The 21,877-nt window shown below is 49.7% G+C and carries 22 protein-coding genes; 11 read left to right on the top strand and 11 right to left on the bottom strand.

Translation table 11 applies throughout. From position 1 onward, the window contains the following. Positions 1-24 precede the first annotated feature (24 nt). From panD to ACPAOP_RS03905, 4 genes are all read left to right on the top strand, one after another. Entirely contained in the window at positions 25-387 is a 363-nt protein-coding gene (panD, locus tag ACPAOP_RS03920) for an aspartate 1-decarboxylase (protein ID WP_423681312.1), read from the top strand. A gap of 117 nt (positions 388-504) precedes the next feature. Then, positions 505-831, top strand: coding sequence for an NAD(P) transhydrogenase subunit alpha (locus tag ACPAOP_RS03915; RefSeq protein WP_186882920.1), 327 nt, complete (start codon positions 505-507; stop codon positions 829-831). Continuing rightward, a complete protein-coding gene (locus tag ACPAOP_RS03910) occupies positions 831-2,276 on the top strand; it encodes an NAD(P)(+) transhydrogenase (Re/Si-specific) subunit beta (protein ID WP_423709412.1) in 1,446 nt (481 codons plus the stop codon). Before ACPAOP_RS03915 ends, ACPAOP_RS03910 begins: the two co-directional genes overlap by 1 nt. 225 nt (positions 2,277-2,501) lie before the next feature. Beyond that, entirely contained in the window at positions 2,502-3,287 is a 786-nt protein-coding gene (locus ACPAOP_RS03905) for a tetratricopeptide repeat protein (protein WP_423709411.1), read from the top strand. A 62-nt stretch (positions 3,288-3,349) separates the two neighbouring features. On the opposite strand, the gene rocF is transcribed toward ACPAOP_RS03905, so the two are convergent. Then, the gene (gene rocF, locus ACPAOP_RS03900) at positions 3,350-4,261 is read right to left on the bottom strand and encodes an arginase (protein ID WP_423709410.1); all 912 of its coding nucleotides are present in this window, start codon (positions 4,259-4,261) and stop codon (positions 3,350-3,352) included. Positions 4,262-4,297: 36 nt separating this feature from the next. Beyond that, positions 4,298-5,389, bottom strand: a complete 1,092-nt coding sequence (locus tag ACPAOP_RS03895; protein ID WP_423681307.1) for an ornithine cyclodeaminase — start codon at positions 5,387-5,389, stop codon at positions 4,298-4,300. Positions 5,390-5,685: 296 nt separating this feature from the next. Between ACPAOP_RS03895 and ACPAOP_RS03890 the strand changes: the two genes are divergently transcribed. After that, positions 5,686-6,141, top strand: a complete 456-nt coding sequence (locus ACPAOP_RS03890; RefSeq protein WP_423681306.1) for an Lrp/AsnC family transcriptional regulator — start codon at positions 5,686-5,688, stop codon at positions 6,139-6,141. Between the two features lie 160 nt (positions 6,142-6,301). Here the strand turns inward: ACPAOP_RS03890 and ACPAOP_RS03885 are convergent, their stop codons facing one another. The 5 genes from ACPAOP_RS03885 to ACPAOP_RS03865 all read right to left on the bottom strand — a co-directional run bounded on the left by ACPAOP_RS03885 (position 6,302) and on the right by ACPAOP_RS03865 (position 10,959). After that, positions 6,302-6,514, bottom strand: coding sequence for a hypothetical protein (locus tag ACPAOP_RS03885; RefSeq protein ID WP_423681305.1), 213 nt, complete (start codon positions 6,512-6,514; stop codon positions 6,302-6,304). A gap of 104 nt (positions 6,515-6,618) precedes the next feature. Continuing rightward, the gene (locus ACPAOP_RS03880; RefSeq protein ID WP_423709409.1) at positions 6,619-7,806 is read right to left on the bottom strand and encodes an FAD-dependent monooxygenase; all 1,188 of its coding nucleotides are present in this window, start codon (positions 7,804-7,806) and stop codon (positions 6,619-6,621) included. A 3-nt stretch (positions 7,807-7,809) separates the two neighbouring features. Next, positions 7,810-9,162 carry an aminopeptidase P N-terminal domain-containing protein gene (locus tag ACPAOP_RS03875; RefSeq protein WP_423709408.1) on the bottom strand — a complete coding sequence of 451 codons (1,353 nt, stop codon included), beginning with the start codon at positions 9,160-9,162 and terminating at the stop codon, positions 7,810-7,812. A 5-nt stretch (positions 9,163-9,167) separates the two neighbouring features. Beyond that, complete coding sequence (gene murU / locus ACPAOP_RS03870; RefSeq protein WP_423709407.1) at positions 9,168-9,881, bottom strand: N-acetylmuramate alpha-1-phosphate uridylyltransferase MurU; 714 nt, start codon at positions 9,879-9,881, stop codon at positions 9,168-9,170. A gap of 10 nt (positions 9,882-9,891) precedes the next feature. Then, on the bottom strand, positions 9,892-10,959 hold the full coding sequence (locus tag ACPAOP_RS03865; protein WP_423681298.1) for an aminoglycoside phosphotransferase family protein: 1,068 nt from the start codon (positions 10,957-10,959) through the stop codon (positions 9,892-9,894). Positions 10,960-11,141: 182 nt separating this feature from the next. Between ACPAOP_RS03865 and ACPAOP_RS03860 the strand changes: the two genes are divergently transcribed. From ACPAOP_RS03860 to ACPAOP_RS03835, 6 genes are all read left to right on the top strand, one after another. Beyond that, positions 11,142-13,346, top strand: a complete 2,205-nt coding sequence (locus ACPAOP_RS03860; RefSeq protein ID WP_423709406.1) for an LPS-assembly protein LptD — start codon at positions 11,142-11,144, stop codon at positions 13,344-13,346. 179 nt (positions 13,347-13,525) lie between these two features. After that, positions 13,526-14,857, top strand: a complete 1,332-nt coding sequence (locus tag ACPAOP_RS03855; RefSeq protein ID WP_423709405.1) for a peptidylprolyl isomerase — start codon at positions 13,526-13,528, stop codon at positions 14,855-14,857. Further along, positions 14,857-15,900, top strand: coding sequence for a 4-hydroxythreonine-4-phosphate dehydrogenase PdxA (gene pdxA, locus ACPAOP_RS03850; RefSeq protein ID WP_423709404.1), 1,044 nt, complete (start codon positions 14,857-14,859; stop codon positions 15,898-15,900). Before ACPAOP_RS03855 ends, pdxA begins: the two co-directional genes overlap by 1 nt. Next, positions 15,897-16,673 carry a 16S rRNA (adenine(1518)-N(6)/adenine(1519)-N(6))-dimethyltransferase RsmA gene (rsmA, locus tag ACPAOP_RS03845; protein ID WP_423681290.1) on the top strand — a complete coding sequence of 259 codons (777 nt, stop codon included), beginning with the start codon at positions 15,897-15,899 and terminating at the stop codon, positions 16,671-16,673. Before pdxA ends, rsmA begins: the two co-directional genes overlap by 4 nt. Before the next feature lie 67 nt (positions 16,674-16,740). Continuing rightward, positions 16,741-18,387 (top strand): glucose-6-phosphate isomerase, encoded by a 1,647-nt coding sequence (gene pgi, locus ACPAOP_RS03840; protein ID WP_423709403.1) that lies wholly within the window; start codon positions 16,741-16,743, stop codon positions 18,385-18,387. A gap of 204 nt (positions 18,388-18,591) precedes the next feature. After that, positions 18,592-18,717 (top strand): hypothetical protein, encoded by a 126-nt coding sequence (locus ACPAOP_RS03835; RefSeq protein WP_423681288.1) that lies wholly within the window; start codon positions 18,592-18,594, stop codon positions 18,715-18,717. 87 nt (positions 18,718-18,804) lie between these two features. On the opposite strand, the gene gloA is transcribed toward ACPAOP_RS03835, so the two are convergent. The 4 genes from gloA to gmhB all read right to left on the bottom strand — a co-directional run bounded on the left by gloA (position 18,805) and on the right by gmhB (position 21,863). Further along, complete coding sequence (gene gloA / locus ACPAOP_RS03830; RefSeq protein ID WP_423681286.1) at positions 18,805-19,203, bottom strand: lactoylglutathione lyase; 399 nt, start codon at positions 19,201-19,203, stop codon at positions 18,805-18,807. Positions 19,204-19,307: 104 nt separating this feature from the next. Next, positions 19,308-20,243 (bottom strand): YgjP-like metallopeptidase domain-containing protein, encoded by a 936-nt coding sequence (locus ACPAOP_RS03825; protein ID WP_423709402.1) that lies wholly within the window; start codon positions 20,241-20,243, stop codon positions 19,308-19,310. 265 nt (positions 20,244-20,508) lie between these two features. Further along, positions 20,509-21,255 (bottom strand): lysophospholipid acyltransferase family protein, encoded by a 747-nt coding sequence (locus ACPAOP_RS03820; RefSeq protein ID WP_423709401.1) that lies wholly within the window; start codon positions 21,253-21,255, stop codon positions 20,509-20,511. A 32-nt stretch (positions 21,256-21,287) separates the two neighbouring features. Beyond that, positions 21,288-21,863: a D-glycero-beta-D-manno-heptose 1,7-bisphosphate 7-phosphatase gene (gene gmhB, locus ACPAOP_RS03815; protein ID WP_423709400.1), complete on the bottom strand. Its 576-nt coding sequence runs from the start codon at positions 21,861-21,863 to the stop codon at positions 21,288-21,290. Positions 21,864-21,877: the final 14 nt, after the last annotated feature.

Here is a 21,877-nt window from a genome sequence, read left to right as displayed (position 1 = left end):
CAAGCAATAGAAAGTAGAAATACCATGCAAAGAAATATGCTCCGCGCCAAAATTCATCGCGCAACTGTGACCCAGTGCGATCTCCACTACGAAGGTTCATGTGGGATAGATGAAGATCTGCTCGACGCTGCGAATATCATCGAGAACGAACAGATTGAGCTGTATAACGTCAATAACGGTGAGCGTTTTTCGACGTATGCCATCAAAGGCAAACGTGGAAGTGGCGAAATCTCCCTGAATGGCGCTGCAGCCCGCAAGGTGCAACTGGGTGATCTGATGATTATCTGTACATACGCGCCGATGACAGACGAGGAAGCGCGAAATCACAAACCGAATGTGGTGTTTGTGAATACAAAAAATCAGATCACCAGTTTGAAAGAGTATTGAGGCAATATTGGCGAGGCAGCATCTGGACTGAATCTTTAAAAATTTTCAGACTGGTTGTTCCTCGCGACAGTATCGTCTGCTTTTGCATGTCTTAATCCATACTAAAGAGAGGACATCATGGAAGTAAGTCATACCCTAACCAACCTCATCATTTTTGTACTGGCAATTTATGTCGGTTATCACGTGGTGTGGACGGTTACTCCCGCATTGCACACACCATTAATGGCCGTGACTAATGCGATTTCTGCCATCATCATCGTTGGTGCCATGCTGGCGGCAGGACTGACTGAAGGTTTGCTGGCCCAGGTGATGGGAACTGTGGCGGTGGCGCTGGCGGCAGTGAATGTGTTCGGCGGATTTCTGGTGACACAGAGAATGCTGGAAATGTTTAAGAAAAAAGAACCTAAGGCAACGCCGACCAACGCGAGCAAGGAGAGCAAATAATGAGCATGAATCTGGTCACGATGCTCTATCTGATTGCATCTGTTTGTTTTATTCAGGCGTTAAAAGGCTTGTCGCATCCATCGACGGCGCGCCGTGGTAACGCTTTCGGCATGATAGGGATGGTCGTAGCTGTTGCGACGACCATCGCCCTGATCTTTAAACTCAAGACTGAAGCGGCTGGCGGTGGACTTGGTTATGGCCTGGTCGCGCTGGGTGTGATTGTCGGTGGTGGTATTGGTGCAACATTGGCAAAACGGGTTGAAATGACCAAGATGCCGGAACTGGTTGCTGCGATGCACTCACTGATTGGTTTAGCGGCAGTATGTATTGCTGTGGCCGTCGTTGCAGAACCATGGATTTTCAACATCACGACACGTAATGTTGCGATTCCTTTCGGTAATCGACTTGAGTTATTTATCGGTACGTTTGTTGGTGCGATTACGTTCTCAGGTTCCGTGATTGCATTTGGAAAATTATCAGGTAAATACAAGTTCCGCTTGTTTCAGGGCGCACCGGTCAGTTTTGCAGGGCAACACTTTCTGAATCTGATTCTGGCGATCACGATGGTCGGGCTCGGACTGATCTTCTGCTTTGCGCCTGGTACAGAACCAGCATGGATACCGTTTGTCCTGATGGCACTGATCGCATTTGTATTGGGCGTGCTGATCATCATTCCTATCGGTGGTGCCGACATGCCGGTCGTGGTTTCCATGCTCAATAGTTACTCAGGTTGGGCAGCCGCAGGAATTGGTTTTTCACTCAATAACTCGATGCTGATTATTGCAGGCTCATTAGTTGGCTCGTCCGGCGCGATTCTTTCTTACATTATGTGTAAGGCAATGAATCGCTCGTTCTTCAATGTGATTCTTGGTGGTTTTGGTGGCGCGCCCGCTGAAGCAGCCGCCGGTGGACAGGCACAGCGAAATGTGAAGTCCGGTTCGGCAGATGACGTTGCATTTTTGCTCGGTAATGCGGAAACAGTCATTATCGTTCCCGGCTATGGTCTGGCTGTGGCTCGCGCGCAGCATGCGCTGAAAGAGCTGACGGAAAAACTGACACACAAAGGCATTACCGTCAAATATGCGATTCATCCTGTGGCGGGGCGTATGCCTGGACACATGAATGTGCTGCTGGCAGAAGCGGAAGTACCGTACGACCAGGTGTTTGAGATGGAAGATATCAATAGCGAATTTGGTCAGGCAGACGTTGTGCTGGTACTCGGTGCTAACGACGTCGTCAATCCTGCAGCAAAAGATCCTAAATCACCGATCGCAGGGATGCCAATTCTGGAGGCTTACAAAGCCAAAACCATCATCGTGAACAAGCGTTCTATGGCTTCCGGTTACGCTGGTCTCGATAATGAATTGTTCTACATGGATAAAACCATGATGGTGTTTGGTGATGCGAAGAAAGTTATAGAAGATATGGTGAAAGCGGTTGATTAAGCGTCATTCTTAATTTTTTCTAAAACCTCTCGTGAGACAACGAGAGGTTTTTTTTATCTTTTTACTTTTTATTTTCAGAAATAGTGAAGAATTTGTAGACATGCAATATTAATAATGTTATTCAGAAACCATCTCTTTTTTTGAAAAAAATCCAGAGAGTTCCACTGAGCAGAAAAATAGTTTTCTGATTAAAAAAATCAATGAACATGGATGAAAGGATCTCAAATGATTAAATTAGTTTTTGTTGCTTTTGCTCTGTCATTTGTCGCCAACAGCTACGCAGATGAGCTTTCTGATGCGTATAAGCTCTATAAAAATAAAGAGTACAAAGCATCGGCCGCCTTGTTTTCCAAACTGGCTGATAATGGTAATGCTGAAGCACAGGAAATGATGGGGGAGCTTTACTGGTACGGCGATGGTATGGCAATCGATACCAATAAAGCGGAGCAGTGGTTTAAAAAGTCGGCAGCACAAGGTAATCAGAAAGCACGGGGTTTTGTAAATCTGATTGCTAAACGGAACCTGAAAAAATCACAAATTCAGTATTTCACAGACCAGTTTGACGGCGGTGACGTTAAGTTTGAACGCTTTAACTGCGTTCAGCCTTCGATACCGGATGTATCTAAAACAAACGATGATATTAAGAGAGTTACGAACGAGGTTAAGTCATGGCTGGAGTGTTATAACCGTTTCGTTGACAACGTCAATCTGGTTTTACCTGCGGGTAAAGCGATTCCCAAAGATATTGAGGAAATCATGACGGACGAGGAAATGACAAAAGCCGTTCATTTGATGGATAAAACCTACGCTCATATTTCTACCGAAGCAAAAAAAGTAACAGATACTATTTTAGAAAAACAGGCGTCGTGGAAGAAGCTGACGGAAAGTTACGTTATTTCAAATAATGAAAAGGTATTGCGGGAGAAGGAAATTCGAGAAAAAGATCAGGATGGTAACTCGGGAATAACAAGAGAAAAACTGATTGATAAAATTGGGTCTAAGCCTCGGTAAAATAAACGGATGTTGTGCACACTATCTTGATTACAACATCCGTTTAGGGAGCCAATTCGGGTCTACATTCTCACCAATGTAGACTTACCAAACAAACTCTCGATCAGATCGACTGCCAGAATGGCTGTCTGGTTACGGATATCCAGTGCTGGATTTAATTCCACCAGATCAAGTGAAGCCAACAAACCGGTATCGGCAATCATTTCCATACACAGTTGTGCTTCACGGTAAGTCGGGCCTCCCAGCACTGCAGTACCGACGCCAGGAGCGATGCCTGGGTCGAGACAATCCATATCAAAGCTGACGTGCAGGTGCGTGTCTGCATCGATACCTGCCAGCGCAGAGCTCATTACATTGCGCATGCCATACTCATCAATGTAGCGCATATCGAATACCTGCATTCCCAGATCGTGGATAAACTTTTTTTCTCCGGCATCGACACTGCGAATCCCTATCAGGCGGATATCGGCAGCTTGCATTGCAGGAGTGTGCCCGGCATAACTGATCAGCTCCTGCGGACCATGTCCCATCAGACAAGCAACAGGCATTCCATGAATATTACCGGTCGGGCTGATGGTGGATAAATTACTGTCCGCATGCGCATCGAACCATAACACACGCAGCTTTTTTCCTGCGCGGCGACAATGCGTCGCGACCGCGCTGATCGAGCCGATGGCGAGGCAATGATCGCCGCCTAACATCATCGGAATATGTCCCTGCATTAGTGCCTGGTTGACCGCGTCGTACACAGCCTGATTCCAGTCGATCGCTTCTTTCAGATGACGTAAACCATTGACCGGCTGTTGCCAGGGATTGGCTGGACCATGCAGATTGCCATGATCAACGACATGAAACTGGCGTGCCACGAGTGCATCATTGAGTCCTGCCACTCTCAGTGCATCCGGCCCCATGCCAGCACCTTTGACACTCGCGCCTACATCCGTTGGCGCACCAATTAAAGAAATTGTCTTCATTCTTTTTTAAATTATGTGAGTGAGATAGGTGCAAGTTTAAGCGGGAGAGGATATTTCAGGAAGACTATATTGTTCCCTTTCAGTGACTGACATGTACGTATCGTTATTGTGTTTGCCGCTCATGCTCATACCGAACAAATCCTTAGGATTTTGCATGACTGGCAGCAGATCCAGAACCGTGGAGGAATGTGGCATCACATATTTTTCCAGATAACGCATCGCAGAGAAATCTTCCAGCGCGAAGCCGACAGAATCAAAAATAGTGATGCTGTCGTCGTTTTGACGATAAACACTGTCTGAGCTCAAAATTTTCCACAATTCTGTAACCTGGAAATCTGCCGGCATTTGCTGTAGCTCTCCCTCGATACGTGATTGTGGCTCATATTCGACGACAACCTGAGCGTTCTGCAGCACGGCGGAATGCAGTTCCGTTTTTCCCGGGCAGTCGCCACCCACCGCATTGATATGCATACCCGGCTCTATCATCTCCGGCGTCAGGATCGTTGCATTGGTTTTATCCGCAGTGACCGTGGTGATCACATCTACACCTTTGACTGCTTCAGCGATCGAGATCGCACGGATAATACGTATTTCCGGAAAGCTGCTTAAGTTACGTATCAGTTTATCGCTGGCTTGCTGATCGACATCATAAATTCTCAACTCTTTGATTCCCAGCATCGTATGAAACGCAATGGCCTGAAATTCACTCTGTGCACCATTGCCTATCAATGCCATACTGCGACAATTTTTACGTGCCATACAGGATGCAGCCAGTGCAGAAGTCGCAGCGGTACGTATCGCTGTTGTCAGTGTCAGTTCTGAAAGTAAACGTGGGTAACCGGTTGCGACATCGGCCAGCACCCCGAATGCGGTGACTGTCAGCAAACCTGTTTCTGTATTTTTTGGGTGACCATTGACGTACTTGAACGAGTAACTCTTACCATCAGAAATTGGCATCAGCTCAATGACGCCAATATCCGAATGATGTGCAACTCTGGCAGATTTGTCGAAGCATTCCCAGCGCAGATAGTCCTCCCTGATCATTGCTGCCATGCGGGTGATAGCTGTGTCGACGCCAACTTCGCGCAAATGCTTTTGCATGTCTTGTGTGCCAATGAAAGCGACCATGATGTTCTCCGTATTGATAGTAAGTAAAAACATCGTCACTGGACTGAATTGATCTGCCTGCTGTCAGCCCGGATGCTTTTGTGAAATTTTCAGAATTTCGTAAAAGCCTCACGCATCTTTGTGCCTTATTACATGACGTGTTCTGCTGAAGATTGTAGCCAGTCAGGTCAATAATTAGATTGCTAAATTCAATGTTTTATTGTTAAAAATAGAAATTAAATTTCATAAAATAAAAATTTGTATGTTATTTTTTCTAAAATAAGATTTTTAATAAAATATTTTGATTGGAGTCTAGTGTGGATAATTATGACCGCAGTATTTTGCGTTGCCTGCAAGACGATGGCCGTATGAGTAATTTGCATCTGGCGGAGCAGATACATTTATCTGCTCCGCAAACCTTGCGTCGGGTCAGAACGCTGGAAGAAAAAAAAGTGATACGCGGCTATGTCGCGCAAGTTGCACCTGAGTCCGTTGGTCTCGGCGTCATGGCATTTGTGAACCTGTCACTCGATCGCGAGCAGTTTCGAAATGTGCGTGAGGTTGAACGTCAACTGATGGCATTCCCTGACATCATTGAGTGCCATACGATTTCAGGCGACTTTGATTACATCCTGAAAGTCGTTGCGAAAGATCTCAAGAGTTTGTCGCAGTTTCTGACGGATACCTTGATGCAGGTATCCGGCGTTGCATCTCTGCGTTCGATGATTTGTATGGAAGAAATTAAACCGGTCAGTGGCCTGCCGATAGAATAACAGCTCAGATGCTTTTGTTTTTCAGCGAGTTTTATCAGAACCCACCTGAGTCAGTTTGTGATGCCAGCTGCGGCTATGCAGGCAAAGTACGCCCCGTTTAAGCAGCTAAGAAGTGTACAGGAAGGGCAGAATGCCCTTCCTGACGGGATATCGAATCGTATCAGCGGGTAAAGCCAAAACGTAAAGCAAATTTTTTGAAGTGACGATAGCTGGCGCCAAGTTTTTGCAGGGAATCGAGGGACTCAGAAAGAGATTCGCCTTCTTTGGCAAAGCTGATACGGAATTCTTCGAATGCTGCTTCGAGTACGGTGGCGAGCTGGTAATTGTACAAACGTGTGTAATTCAGTGCGCGTCTTTTGGTACGTAATTTCATGACCGAGTCCTTAGTGATGAGTAATGCAGGGGGCGGATTATAGCTTGTTTAAGAAAAAGCTCCGGTGAAAACGCGATGACGGATGCATGCTGACATCAGCCTGCTTAACGCCAGCCATACATCATATGCCCTGCCAGAACGTCGCGTGCAGGGTTGCATATGTCCACCACGCTGAGACCCAGACCCAGCAGCGACTGCGTTAATGAGCCATCCGGCGTACTGGCAAAAACACGCGCCAGCGTATCGGTCAGGCGTATGGTGATGCCGCGATCCGCTTGCCGCTGCCGGATAAAATCTTCCAGTATGGCTGCCGGATGATCAAGCTGATGCGCATGGCGGCTCAGGCAACGGGCCAGAACAAATGTGTCTCGTAATCCCAGATTCAGTCCTTGTCCCGCCACCGGATGCAAAGTTTGCGCTGCATTACCTATGCTGACGGTACGGGCTGTTGCGTGTGTCTGCGCATTCAGGCCGAGCGGGTAAGATACCCTTGCTGATATTTGCTGCAGTTGCCCGATGCGATTACCAAATGCCTTTTGTAACGCTTGTTTGAAGCTCACATCATCGGCAGCGCATAACGTATCGGCGACATCTGGACGCACACACCAGACCAGTGCATATCCGTTTTCCTGTGGTAACAAGGCGAGCGGCCCTTGTTCGGTAAAACGTTCAAATGCCCGGTGTGGTAAAGGCTGATCACTGGTGACATGGGCAATGATGGCGGTCTGCTGATAATCATGGCGACGCGTGCGCGCAGACTGATCGGAAAATGTGCCTCCTTCTGCCTGCACAACCACATTAGCGCTCATGCTGCTGTGATCGCCAGTTACCGGATTATGCAGATTGATACGCACATGGTCATTGACTTCATCCAGACCGCTGACCAGCAGGGGACGGTGAATCCGGATACCGACCCGCAGGATTTCCTTTTGCATTGGTGCGATGATGTCGCCGTAACGTGCGACATAACCTAAGGCTGGCACTGCATAATCATCAGCGTTGATCAGGCTGCGTCCGAAATGGCCGCGCCGCGAGACATGAATTTCGTTGATCGGGGTTGCTTTGACTGGCCAGCTGCCTGCCATCTCTAAAATTTGCTGACTGCCGGCGGACAGAGCGATTGTACGTGCATCCTGCTCAGCCTCGGCACTGGTTTTTCCGTCAAATAAGGCGATCCGGTCTGCTGCTATTCCCTGTTTATGCAACAACAAAGCGAGCGCTTGTCCGGCTGGGCCAGCACCGCAGATAGCGATGTCGACATCATTGATAATGGCTGGAGTCGTTGATTTCATCATCTATGTGGAATGCATTTCTGCTTCAATTTCTGTCACCGTTTTTGGTGTATCCCGGCTCAGGTTGTGATGTCCGTCAGCGGTAATCAGGATATCGTCTTCGATGCGGATGCCGATATTCCAGAATTCTTCCGGCACGTCGGGAGCAGGCTGTACGTAGATACCTGGCTCTACCGTAATCACCATCCCCTCCTGTAGCTGGCGATAGGGTCTTTCATCGCCGCTGTATTCGCTTTCCCTGTAATTGCCTACGTCGTGTACATCCAGCCCCAGCCAGTGCCCTGTGCCATGCATGTAAAAGCGCCGGTAAGCCTGACTTGCCAATGCATCATCAAGATTGCCGACCTTGTTTCTGTTTAATAAACCGGTATCCAGCATTCCCTGCGTCAGCACACGTAACGCCGCATGATGTCCATCCATATATCTGCTGCCAGGGCGCGCGCAGTCCAGTGCCGCCTGCTGCGCTGCCAGCACAATGTTGTATAAGATTTTCTGTGTCGGACTGAAGCGACCATTCGCCGGAAAAGTACGCGTGATATCGGAAGCATAGCTGTTGAATTCGCAGCCGGCATCGATCAGGATCAAATCACCGTCTTTTATTTGTGCCCGGTTGCTTTGATAATGAAGAATACAGGCATTGGCGCCGCTGGCAACGATGGAGCCATACGCAGGGGACTGTGCGCCCAGGCGAAGAAACTCATGCAGCAATTCAGCCTCAAGTTCATATTCAAACTGACCAGGGCGGGCGCTGCGCATGGCTCGCACATGTGCCGCTGCAGAGATGTCCGCGGCGCGTTGCATCAGGGCGATTTCTGTCTCATCTTTGATGAGTCGCATCTCATCCAGAAGTACCCGCACATCTATGGTATGGGACGGAGCCTGAATCCCTGTGCGGCTTTTGGCGCGTACTGCCTGTAGCCATTGATGTACCTGCGTGTCCAGGTTCGGTTCGGCGGCAGTGCTGTAAAACAAGGTGTGCGCATCTGCCAGAAAATCCGGCATTGCAGTGTCGATATTGTCGACGGCATCAGTGAGATCAAAGCCGAATGCAGTTTTAGCTGCAGCTGGTCCGAAGCGGAAACCATCCCAGATTTCCCGTTCGAGATTTTTCTCACGGCAAAACAATATCGATTTTTCTTCATTTGCATTGGCAACTAACACCAATACTGCTTCAGGCTCATCAAAGCCGGACAGATAATAAAAATAACTGTCGTGCCGGAATGGAAACGGATTATCGTTGTTACGGATATGTTCGCGGGCAGTCGGAATAATGGCGACACCGCCGCCATGTGCCTGCATCAGCGCCATCAGTCGCTGGCGCCGGATCTGGTAATGGGCATGGCTGTGTTTTTCCATTGTTTTCACCGCTTGAACGTCAACGGTGCGTTGAGTGCGTTTAACTGATCCGGTGTGCCGAGGTTATGCCACTCACCGCGATACAATTCTCCGCCGACGCGACCCGCATCGATGTATTCACGCAGCAGTGGGCCGAGTTTTGCGTGATCGCCCGGGCGTATGCTGGCAAACATTTCTGGCCGGTACACGCCGACATTGGCAAAGGTATGTCTTGGTGTGCCTTCGTTCGACAGCCCCATGAGCGTCATTGCAAAGTCGCCCCCCGGATGAAAGGATGGATTTTTTACCATATACAGCCAGGCGATATCACGCTGATCGACAGGGTGCGGATTGCCCCATGGATCATGGTCTTCCAGCGTGTTCAGACATTCTTTAAAATCGAAGTGCGGAATATAAATATCGGCCGACACAACCACAAACGGATCTTCGCCGATCAGAGGCAGCGCCTTAGCGATACCACCTGCGGTTTCAAGCGCACTGGCTTCAGCTGAATATTGAATCTGCACACCGAATTTTGAACCATCACCCAGCGCATCTTCTATCATGTGACCAAGGTGAGCATGGTTGATAACGATCTCGGTGATGCCTGCTTTCGCCAGATTCAGTAAGTGCCAGACGATCATTGGTCTGCCACGCACCTTCAGCAAGGGTTTCGGACAATCATCAGTCAGAGGACGCATGCGTTCACCGCGTCCTGCTGCGAGTAACATGGCTTTCATGATGTTCGCCTCAGAAAGTATAGCCAACTTGTGGCGCTGTATTTTCCAACTCGTCGAGCAGGCGCAACAGCGGCACCAGTTCTTTATAACGGTGAGAGGTCTTACGTATATATTCCATCACCGTCGGTATATCGGCGAGATAGGTGTCTTTACCATCGCGATGCGAAAGACGGCTGAAAATACCGAGAATTTTCAGATGACGTTGTAGTCCCATCCATTCAAAATCGCGGTAGAAATTGTCGATGTCAGTGGGGACGGGCAAGCCTGCACGTTTCGCTTTTTCCCAATAGCGTATGGCCCAGTCGAGCACCATTTCCTCATCCCATTGTACATAGGCGTCGCGCAGCAAGGATACCAGATCGTAGGTGATAGGGCCGTATACCGCATCCTGAAAATCGATGATGCCGGGATTGCCTTTATCCATCCACATCAGATTGCGTGAGTGAAAATCACGGTGAACAAACACCTGTGGCTGCGCCATTGCACTGGTGAGCAGATGTTCAAAAACTTTGTCCAGCGTTTTGGTTTGCGCTTCTGTCAGAGTAATACCCAGATGTTTACCGATATACCATTCGGTGAAAATATTCAGTTCACGCAACAGAAATGCACGATCGTATTCTGGCAATACATCCGGCTGACTCTGGGTTTGTAGCAGGATCAGGCTGTCTATCGCATCCAGATACAGTTTATGGGCAGTGTCATTGTTGAGTACATGCGCATAGGTGTGCTGACCCAGATCGCTGACCAGCAGAAAGCCCTGCGCCAGATCGTGCGCGAATACCTGTGGCACCGACAAATTCATTTGACGTAACAGATCGGCCACCTTGATATAAGCCGCTGAGTTTTCTGTGGCTGGCGGTGCATCAACCGCGATCAGGCTGCCGCCGCTTTTGGTGTCAAGCCGGTAGAACTGGCGAAAACTGGCATCGGCTGAGGCCGGACGCATCGTCTCTGTCAGCAATTCGTATTCCGGGAAATGAGTCAACCACTCACGCAGAGCGAGCCTGCGTTCTTCTTTTTTATCCGGTAAAGAGGGATTGTGTGTCGGTGTTTGCGTCGGTGTAACGTTCGATGACATGGGCAAAATGGTAAGAGAGTTAGTTTGTCTGCACTGTTCAGATGGTTTTGTCAGCATTTCACCTATAATAGGCGACTGATTTCTGGCGGATTGTCTGATTGATACCGACCAGCATGCTTGCAAAACGCTTACTGACCTCTGAATACATGCGCAGGAAACCCGTATTATCTCATTCACCGCTGATGTTTCCTACTATCCCAGCGATTGTCGTATCGGTACTCGTACCGGCCTTCTTCGCGCAGGCCCAGGCACAAACAACAAGTCCTCAGAATTTCGAGGAAGATATGGTGCTGCGTCAGAAAAAAAATCAAGCTAAAACCGACGATAAAGATGCACCAACGACGGTACAGTCTGAACGGATGTGGGGACGGCCTGAACGATTTATCCACTTTGAAAATGATGTCGAAGTAGTGAAAGGCGCGACGACGCTGAATGCGGATAAAGCGTCTTACCGTTTTCTCGAAGATGAAGTTGACGCGGAAGGAAAGGTAAGGCTGCAACGCAACGGTGATTGCTACAGCGGTGACAGTGCCCGTGTCCAGCTGGATTCCAGTTCGGGCAATGTGATGAATCCTGTTTATAAACTGTTGCGTAATAATGCACAGGGTAAGGCAGCAAAGATCGATTTCATTGATGACGAACGTTCTGTGGTTCATCAGGGAACCTACAGCACCTGTGAAGGTCTGGACCCCGATTGGTATTTACGTGCTGAAACGCTGGATCTCGATACCGGGCTCGACAAAGGAGTGGCCGGCAAATCTGTGCTGTATTTTCTTGGAACACCGATTCTGGCAACGCCTTCGCTGACATTCCCATTGTCCGGCGCGCGTCATTCAGGTTTTCTGCCACCGGTTTTCGGTGCGTCATCGAAGGGCGGCGCAGAATTTGCGTTACCGTATTATTTCAATATTGCGCCGAATCGCGATCTGACTCTTTACCCTAAGCTTATTTCACGCCGCGGTTTGCAACTCGGTGCGGAAGGACGCTATCTGGGTGAAACCTATCGCGGTGAGACCAGTATTGAGGGGCTCAATAATGACCGTGTCACAAATACCAATCGCTATGCGCTGACATCCGTTCATCAGCAACAACTGCTGCCAGAGCTGGGAATGAACTGGAATCTGAACTACGCGTCAGATGATAACTATCCCTCTGATTTTTCCAATTCGATCACCAAAACTTCACAGCGTTTATTAATGCGCGATATTAATTTTACGTATGCCGGATCGTTCTGGAATCTGAATTTACGCGCCAGTAATTATCAAGTGCTGCAGGATTATGCAGCACCCATTGCCCGGCCATATGATCGTTTGCCGCAACTGCAATTTCATGCTGAGCAACATGATGTGAAAGGCTTTGACTGGTCCGCGGATGCAATGCTGACGCGCTTCTGGCATCCGACGCAAGTGCGAGGTGACAGGTTGGTCATCAATCCACAGGTTTCGTTCCCCTTGGTTGAACCAGCCTATTTTGTGGTGCCTAAAGTTTCACTGCATGCTACCAATTACCAGTTGTCGAATATCGCGCCGGGACAGGATCCGAATTTTCACCGTGTAGTACCGACTTTCTCGGTTGATAGCGGTCTGGTGTTTGAGCGGCAGTCCAGCCTGCTTGGTAGAGAAGTGACGCAAACGCTGGAGCCACGCCTGTTCTATGTGCGTACTCCCTATCGCGAACAGTCTGCTTTCCCTAATTTTGACAGCGGTGTCGCCGATTTTAATTTTGCCCAGATTTTCAGCGAAAACCGCTTTACCGGACAGGATCGTATCGGTGACGCCAATCAGATTACAGCCGCATTGGTGTCACGCTATATCGAGCTGGATGGTGAAGAAAGACTGAAACTTGCATTGGGACAGCGTTTTTATTTCAACACGCAGCGTGTGACGCTGGATAATGTGACCAGTCCCAGCCGTTCAGACATATTGCTGGCAGCGTCAGGGAAAGTGTCGCCGACATTGACGGCAGATGCCGCGTTGCAGTTGAATCAGAGTACGCATCAGTCGGTTCAGGCGAGTTACGGTATACGCTGGCAGCCGGAAGTGAAAAAGATCCTGAATCTGTCATACCGCTTGCAAAGAGACACTTTGAAACAGCTGGATATTTCGGGACAATGGCCGATCGCGAATCGCTGGTATGCCGTCGGTCGCAGCAATTATTCCCTGATGGATAAGCGCGTGGTTGATGGTCTGGTTGGTTTTGAATACAAAGCCGATTGCTGGTCCTTGCGCTTCCTCGCGCAGCGTTTTGCGGTCAACAGCACTAACAATAATTCAGGTTTTTCGATACAGCTTGAACTGAACGGTTTAGCGCGATTGGGTATCGGTAACAACCCGATCGAGGCGTTAAAAAGGAATATCTCCGGTTATCAACCGATTAGTGAGCGTTAATTGACGTTCGTTTAGACGAGAAAAAAGTCATTGATGATTTTCTCTGCGGCAATGTCAGGATGTGGTTGTTTGTGAAATGAGAGCTAACGTGTATATTGCAACTTTTGCGCTCTCAGAACACGCTGCTCTGACGCCTTGCTTAACCAGCTTTTTAGAACATTATGCGACATTTATTGCACATGAAACAACGCACTTTTATTTCTGTTTTGGCCGTTTCCGCAAGTTTGCTGACAAGTCAGTTCAGTCTGGCACAACAGGTATCAGCCCCTGCTAAACCACAAGCCATCAACAGCATTGCCGTGGTTGTGAATGATGAAGTGATCACGCAGCAAGAGGTCAATGAGCGTATCGTTTCTGTTGAGCGCCGGCTCAGAGCGCAAGGAACTGCTTTGCCGGACCGGGCAGAATTGAAGAAACAAATAATTGAGCGCCTGATTGTTGACCGTGCTCAGCTGCAACTGGCCAAAGAAAACGGCATGCGGGTCGATGATGTGATGCTGGACCGTACCTTGCAGCGTATGGCGGAGCAGAATAAGATGAATCTGCAGGAATTTCGCAATCAGATCGAACGTGAAGGTACTTCGTTTGCGCGTTTCCGCGAAGAGATCCGTGACGACATCATGATGCAACGTATCCGTGAGCGTGAAGTCGATAGCAAAATTTTGATTACCGAATCAGAGATTGATAATTTTCTCGCCGCAGAAGCCAGTGCCAAAGTAGGTAAGCAGGAAATCAACTTGCAGCATATTCTGGTCCGTATTCCTGAAAATGCCACTGCTGAGCAAATCGCTCTGCGCCGTAACCGTGCTGAAGAAGTTGTGCAGAAATTGCGTTCGGGCGGTGATTTCGCCAAGCTGGCAGTGACTTACTCAGACAGCGCCGAAGCCCTGAAAGGCGGCGATATCGGCTGGCGTGAACAAGACCGTATTCCGCAATTGTTTATTGATGCGATTAACAAAATCAAGGTCGGCGAGTTTTCTGAAATCATACGTAGTCCGAACGGTTTTCATATTTTGAAACTGGTTGGTAAGCGCGCTGCCAGTGAGGGACAGCCTGCTGTTGCAGCGGTTCAGCAAACCCGCGTTCGTCATATCCTGATCAAAGCAAATCAGATCGTGACAGAAGCTGAGGCCCGGCAGAAATTACTGGATCTGAAAAAGCAGATAGAGAATAAAACAGCGACCTTTGAAGAACTGGCTAAAACCAATTCTGCTGATGGCAGTGCATCAAAAGGCGGTGATCTTGGCTGGATTTATCCGGGTGATACCGTGAAAGAATTTGAAGATGCGATGAATAAACTCGCGATCAATGAAGTCAGCGACCCCGTGCAATCACCATTCGGATTCCATCTGATTCAGGTGCTGGAACGTAAAGTGGAAGATCAGTCGAAAGACCGCCAGCGCATGATCGCACGTCAGGCTTTGCGCGAACGCAAAGCGGATGAAGCACTGCAGGACTGGTTGCGCGAATTGCGTGACCGTACTTATGTTGAATACCGGGAAGATCAATAATGCCAGAACCAAGATTGCCGGTCATTGCCCTGACGGTAGGGGAGCCGGCAGGAATCGGACCGGAAATCTCTCTGCGTGCGGCCTGGTCTTTACGTCACGAGGTGAGGCCGGTACTGATAGGTGATGCTGCTTATCTGGCGATGCTGGCAAATGACGTTGACCCGGCCATTCGCCTGATGGCAGTCTCTATCGAGGCGGTAAGGAATTATGGCCTGTCGGCAATACCGGCCGACCGGATGAGCGTCATTGACTGCCCGCTAAGTGCGCACGTGGTTGCGGGTCAGTTGGATCCGCGTAATGGCCGCGCAGTATTGCATACACTGGACGTCGCTATCGAAACGGTGGAACGGGGCTGGTGTGATGCTGTCGTGACAGCGCCCCTGCAGAAAAGCACGATCAACGACGCAGGCGTCAAATTCAGTGGTCATACAGAATATTTCGCGGAAAAAACCCATACGCCACAGGTTGTGATGATGCTTGCTTGCGAAGCCAGCGACCACTTGCCTCAACCCTTACGCGTTGCGCTCGCGACCACGCATTTGCCATTAAAAGACGTTCCGCAGGCGATACAGCCTGAGCATTTATTGCGCACGATACAGATCATTGATACCGATTTGCGGGGTAAGTTCGGCCTGTCGCAGCCACGTATTCTGGTCGCAGGTTTAAACCCTCATGCGGGTGAAAACGGTTATCTCGGTATGGAGGAAATCAACGTCATTACACCCGTGATTCAGCAGGCACAAAGCATGGGTATCAATGTCAGCGGTCCTTATCCGGCCGATACCTTATTCCAGCAAAAATACCTGGCGGACGCAGATTGTGTGCTGGCCATGTACCACGACCAAGGGCTGGCTGTACTTAAACACGCGAGTTTCGGACTGGGCGTTAATATTACTCTGGGTCTGCCGCTGATCCGTACATCCGTCGATCATGGCACTGCGCTCGATCTCGCTGCAAAAGGCGTGGGACACGCCGATATCGGCAGCATGCAGGTGGCAATACGCAGCGCCGCCGCCATAGCAAAAAACAAAACATCATCATGAAACACATTCCTCGTAAACGTTTCGGTCAGAATTTTCTGACCGATCAGCTGGTATTGAGCCAGATTATCCGCGCTATCAATCCGCAGCCGGGCGATACCATGGTTGAGATCGGTCCCGGTCTCGCCGCGATGACGCAACTGTTGCTGGAAGGTGTGCCGCAGATGCATGTCGTCGAACTGGATCGCGATCTGGTTGCTCGTCTGAAAAAAAGTTTTCCCGAAGAAAAACTGATCGTGCATGAAGGCGATGCGTTGAAATTCGATTTTTCTTCCATTCCCGTACCGGAAGGAAAGAAATTACGGGTCGTCGGCAATTTGCCGTACAACATTTCCAGTCCCTTATTATTTCATCTGGCCGGGATTGCACCGCTGGTACAGGACCAGCATTTCATGTTGCAGAAGGAAGTGGTTGAACGTATGGTGGCCGAGCCGGGTAGTAAAGCCTACGGGCGTTTGTCAGTCATGCTGCAATGGCGTTATCACATGGATCTGTTGTTTATCGTGCCGCCCGAAGCTTTTGATCCACCGCCGAAAGTGGATTCGGCGATTGTACGTATGATCCCGAAATCGGACATGCTGGCTTGCGAACAGGCGAATCTCGAAGCTGTTGTGACCAAAGCGTTCTCGCAAAGGCGGAAAGTGGTGCGGAATTGCGTTGCCGGTATGTTTACCGAACAGCAGTTATTGGATGCCGGTATCGATCCACAGGCGCGGCCTGAGACAATCGCGCTGGAGCAATATGTGAATCTGGCCCGCCTGCTGTCTGCTGCGTAGTTACTGCTTAACGATTGATTCACTGCGGATTATTTCTTCACTTTCAGTTCACATTGGTTTTGACGACATGAATATTACGCTGACACCGGAATGGCACTCTCTGTTACAACATCAGAAGCGTCTCGAAAAGATGCATCTGCGGGATTTGTTTGCACAGGATAGTCAGCGATTTCAGCGTTTTTCCTCAGAACTCGAAGGCTTGCTGGTCGATTATTCCAAGCAGCGGCTGGATCAGCCTGCACTGGACAGCCTGCTGGCACTGGCACGTCTGTCCGATGTCGAAGGCTGGCGTGACCGTATGTTTTCCGGTGAGAAAATTAACATCAGCGAAGACCGTGCTGTTTTGCACACCGCCCTGCGCCACATGGATTACAAGCCGTTTCCGGCGGCAGACAATGATGTGATGCCGCAGGTGCGGGCGGTCCGCAAACGGATGCGCGACATTGTTGAGCGTGTCCGCAGCGGCTTGTGGCGTGGCTTTAAGGGCGACGCGATACAAAACATCGTGAATATCGGTATCGGTGGTTCTGATCTGGGTCCTAAACTGGCCACCCGTGCGCTGTCAGCGTTACAGTATCCGCATCTGAAATTTTATTATGTGTCGAATCTGGATAGCGCACATCTGGCGCCTCTGCTGGAGGAGCTTGATCCGCGCACTACCTTATTTGTGGTGGCATCCAAAACGTTCACGACACAGGAAACCAGCATTAATGCGCATACAGCCCGCACATGGCTGATGGCAGCCGCGATGGAGGAATGGGCAATCGCCAAACACTTTATTGCCGTCACGTCCAGCCCGGCGAAGGCGCATGAATTCGGTATTCCCGACAGCAATATTCTTGAAATCTGGGACTGGGTCGGTGGGCGTTATTCTTTGTGGTCGGCGGTGGGGCTATCTGTTGCCCTGGCGATAGGCATGAATAGTTTTGAGCGACTGCTGATGGGAGCAGAAGCGATGGACAGCCATTTCCGGACCACGCCGCTGGAACAGAATCTGCCCGTGCTGATGGCGCTGATTTCGATCTGGAATACCAATTTCCTCGGCGCTGAAACCACAGCTATATTGCCGTACAACGAGTCTATGCGCCATTTGCCGGCGTTTTTACAGCAATTGGAAATGGAGTCGAATGGTAAGGCTGTTGATCGCGATGGTCAGGCGCTGACGTGCCGCACGAATCCCATTGTCTGGGGAGAAATCGGCGTTAACGGGCAACATGCTTTTTTCCAGCTACTGCATCAGGGAGGATGGTTGATTCCCTGTGATTTCGTGGTGGCGGCATCCAGTGATTTTCCTTTGCCCGGACATCAGGCGCCATTGCTGGCGAACTGCCTCGCCCAAAGCGCAGCGCTTGCGTTTGGCAAAACGGAGGCGCAGGCAAGGGAAGAACTGACGCAGGCGGGACTGAGTGAGGCGCAGATCGCGAAATTGCTGCCGCATAAGGTATTTGCAGGCAATCAGCCTTCCACCACGATACTGATGCCGGGTCTGGACCCTTTCCAGCTGGGGATGCTGCTGGCGCTGTACGAGCACAAAGTTTTTGTGCAAGGTGTGATCTGGAGCATTAACTCATTCGACCAATGGGGTGTTGAATTAGGTAAGCAACTGGCGAACCGCTTATTGCCGGCGATTATGGGGGATCAGTCGAATGATGCCCAGCTCGACACCTCGACCAGCGGCTTGATTGCGTATTTTCGCAGATACGGACATGTATAAGCATCAAAGATGAGCGTATGTTTTCAGTGTTCAATATCTTGAAGCCAATTGTTCGTCTGCCCGCGGAAAGTCTGTAAACGGCTGCTGAACAATGCAATAACCAAACATGCGTCATCAATGAAGCATTGATTCGGGCAAACCTTGTTAACCTTGCATATTCGTTGTTGCTGTAAATAAAAAATTTATTTTGTCTGGATTGCGTTGATGTGGACAGCGATTTTTACCGGTTTATTCTTGCTGTTTATTCTCAGCGTGCGTTTCCTCGCAAGGGCAATCAATCAGATGGTCAGTTATCCGGGCGAGAAGGAAAAAGAAGCAGAACAAAAGTAGCCGGACGCAATCCATTCTTTCGGATGTCTAAAAAAAAGCGCAGAGACTCTGCGCTTTTTTTATTGAAGCTGCGTATTACCGCAACGATTACAGGCTGACTTCAGACATACGCTGAATGAATTCAATTTTGTAGCCGTCTGGGTCCTGTACAAACGCGATAACCGTACTGCCACCTTTCACCGGACCGGCTTCGCGTGTCACATTGCCGCCGCGTGCTTTGACCGCTTCACAGGCGGCATACGCATCCGGTACTGCGATTGCGATGTGTCCGTAGGCTGTGCCCATATCGTACTGCTCAACGCCGTAGTTGTAAGTCAGTTCCAGTTCGGCATGCTCAGGGTTGCTGCCGTAGCCCAGAAACGCCAGCGTGTACTTGTATTCAGGGTTATCCGACTGGCGCAGTAATTTCATACCAAGCACTTCGGTATAAAAAGCTATGGATCGTTGCAAGTTACCGACGCGTAACATAGTGTGCAGAATGCGCATGTGTTTTCCTTTATGTACTGGGGGGAGTAATTCAAATTTATTAAAAAAGCCTTAGTGTTGATGCTGATTAAAGAGGGACTATTCAGGATACTCCCCCTTTTTTTTCAGAATTCGGGTAGATCTGCGCTGACATGCTGACGCAACTGATGGCGGGCCGTCTCGAAGTCAGGAAAGACCGATTGTACCGTCGCCCAGAAACGCGGACTATGATTCATTTCCCGCAAATGCGCGAGTTCATGCGCGACGACATAATCAATAATTTGTGGCGAGAAATGGATCAGCCGCCAGTTCAGTCTTATCTTACCTTGCGAGGTGCATGATCCCCAGCGGGTTGTCGCTGCTGATAAAGTCATGCTGTGATAACGGACATTCAATTTCTCGGCGAAGACCGGCAAGCGCTGATTAAATTCGCGTCTGGCTTCCTGCTGCAGCCATGCCTGCACCCGGTCTTTCAATTGTTGTTCGCTGGCTTCGTGCGGCAGGCTGATCAACAGTTCATTCGCTTCGTGGCAGAAATGAGCTGCATTGGCAGCGCCTGGTGCGATGCGCAAGGTAATCTCGTTTCCCAGATAGGGCAGCCGGGCACCGTCGCGCCATTCCATTGCCGGTCGCAGACGACGTGCGGTCAGTTCGCGCCGTTCCGCCAGTTTGCGTAAGATCCACGCCTGCTTTTCATGGATGGCTTTTTCAATATCAGCGAGCGTGACCCAGCGTGGCGCGGTGACGCGCAGGCCGTCTTCGTTGATCAGGAAACCGATGCTGCGTCGCTTTGATCTTTGCAACTGATACGTCAGCCATGTTCCCTGCAGCAGTAAGCGGCGCAGATCGCCTGCTCTGGGCGCTGTAACGGTGTCTGTGACTGGTAATGTTGGCGAAGGTACAGGTGCTTGTACCGCTGGTTTGCCTGGTTGTGGAGTTAGTACTGGCGTCGCCGCCGGAGTAGGTGAGCGCAGGCGTTCCGACAACAAAAAATCGCCGAACAAATCCAGTTGTAAGGCGCGTTGTATGGCATTACCTAAAGATGGAAGCGGGGATTTCATTTCAACTGAGATACATTGATGACACTGAACTTGTATTGCACATTTTTATCCGCAACGACAAAAAAGAAGAACCAGAGCGCAATGTATACCAAGTTGAAAAAATCCGCTGGAGTCGCGCGAAACTGCATTGAAGCAAAGACAAAGCGGCAATCAAGCGTTGCCGTCACGTTGATAGAGCGGTGATACAGCGGCAGGTATTTGCCGGGAATTCATCACCGCGCATCAAGGCTTGCGGACGTGTTCAGCAAGCAGGCGGGGCAGGGGATTATTTCTTCTCGTCTTTGTAAACCTCAGGGGAAATCACCCGCATTTCCGCCTCTATCCAGGTTTCGACTTTTTGCATCAGCTCTGCTGCAGTGCAGCCTTCCGGAGAAATCGGTTTACCAACCGAGACTGTGATCAGCCCTGGTTTTTTGATAAACGAATTTTTTGGCCAGCATTCGCCTGAGTTCAGCGCAATCGGCACCACCGGTGTATTGGTTTCGACCGCCAGACGGGCGCCACCACCTTTGTAAGAGCCTTTTTTACCGACCGCGATGCGGGTGCCTTCCGGGAACATGATGATCCACTGACCATCTGCCAGACGCTTCTTACCGATGCTGACAACCTGGGCAAACGCATCCTTACCTTTGTTTCTGTCAATAGGGATCATGCGCAACAACGAAATCGCCCAGCCAAAAAACGGGATATACGTAATTTCTTTTTTGAATACAAAAACCAATGGTCTCGGTGTCGCCATCAGCAGGAAAATCGTTTCCCATGCTGACTGATGTTTGGACAAAATAATCGCCGGTGCATCCGGAAAATTTTCATATCCTTTGAATTCATAACGGATACCGCAAACAACTTTAGCAGCCCACACCACAAAAACGTTCCAGCGCGCAGTAATGTAATAACGCTGGTTATATGGCAGGAACGCAAACAGCATGCTGATGGGGGACCAGATCACCGTGATGGCAATCATCAGCAACATGAAAATAAAAGAGCGGATAAAAAGGAGTGCGCGATACATAAGATTTCCATTCGTTGCGGCCGACAGCAAAGTCAGATCGCCATATTAATGTCAGTTTTGATCTCAGCCTGATTTGCGGCAAGCAAATGATCGACCACAGTTGCGAGGTCGGGATGAATGTGTGTACCCGGCGGCAGCCCGCCTTTTTCCTGCGTCTTGCGGCCTTTACCGGTCAGCACCAGATGAGGAATGCAGCCGACCACAAAGCCGGATTGCAGGTCGCGTAAGGAATCGCCAATCGTATGCACGCCTTTCAGATTCACTTCATAGCGACGGGCAATTTCCTGCAACATACCGGGCTTAGGTTTGCGGCAGTCACAATTATCGTCAGCCATATGCGGGCAGAAAAAGACAGCGTCAATTGTCGCGCCGACTTGCTGTGCTGCCGTATGCATCTTCTGGTGAATCGCATTGAGCGTGGTCATGTCAAACAGCTTGCGTCCGATACCAGACTGATTGGTCGCCACGACCACGCGATAACCCGCCTGATTCAGGCGGGCGATCGCTTGCAGTGAACCGGGGATAGGCACCCATTCATCCGGCGACTTGATGAAAGCATCGGAATCATGATTGATGACGCCATCACGGTCGAGAATAATGAGTTTCATCGGCAAATCCTTAG

This window comes from Undibacterium sp. WLX3042 (genome assembly GCF_049544825.1).
Lineage (GTDB): Bacteria > Pseudomonadota > Gammaproteobacteria > Burkholderiales > Burkholderiaceae_D > Undibacterium.
The sequence above is the reverse complement of the archived record's forward strand: the minus strand, read 5'-3'. Positions and strand labels throughout refer to the sequence as shown.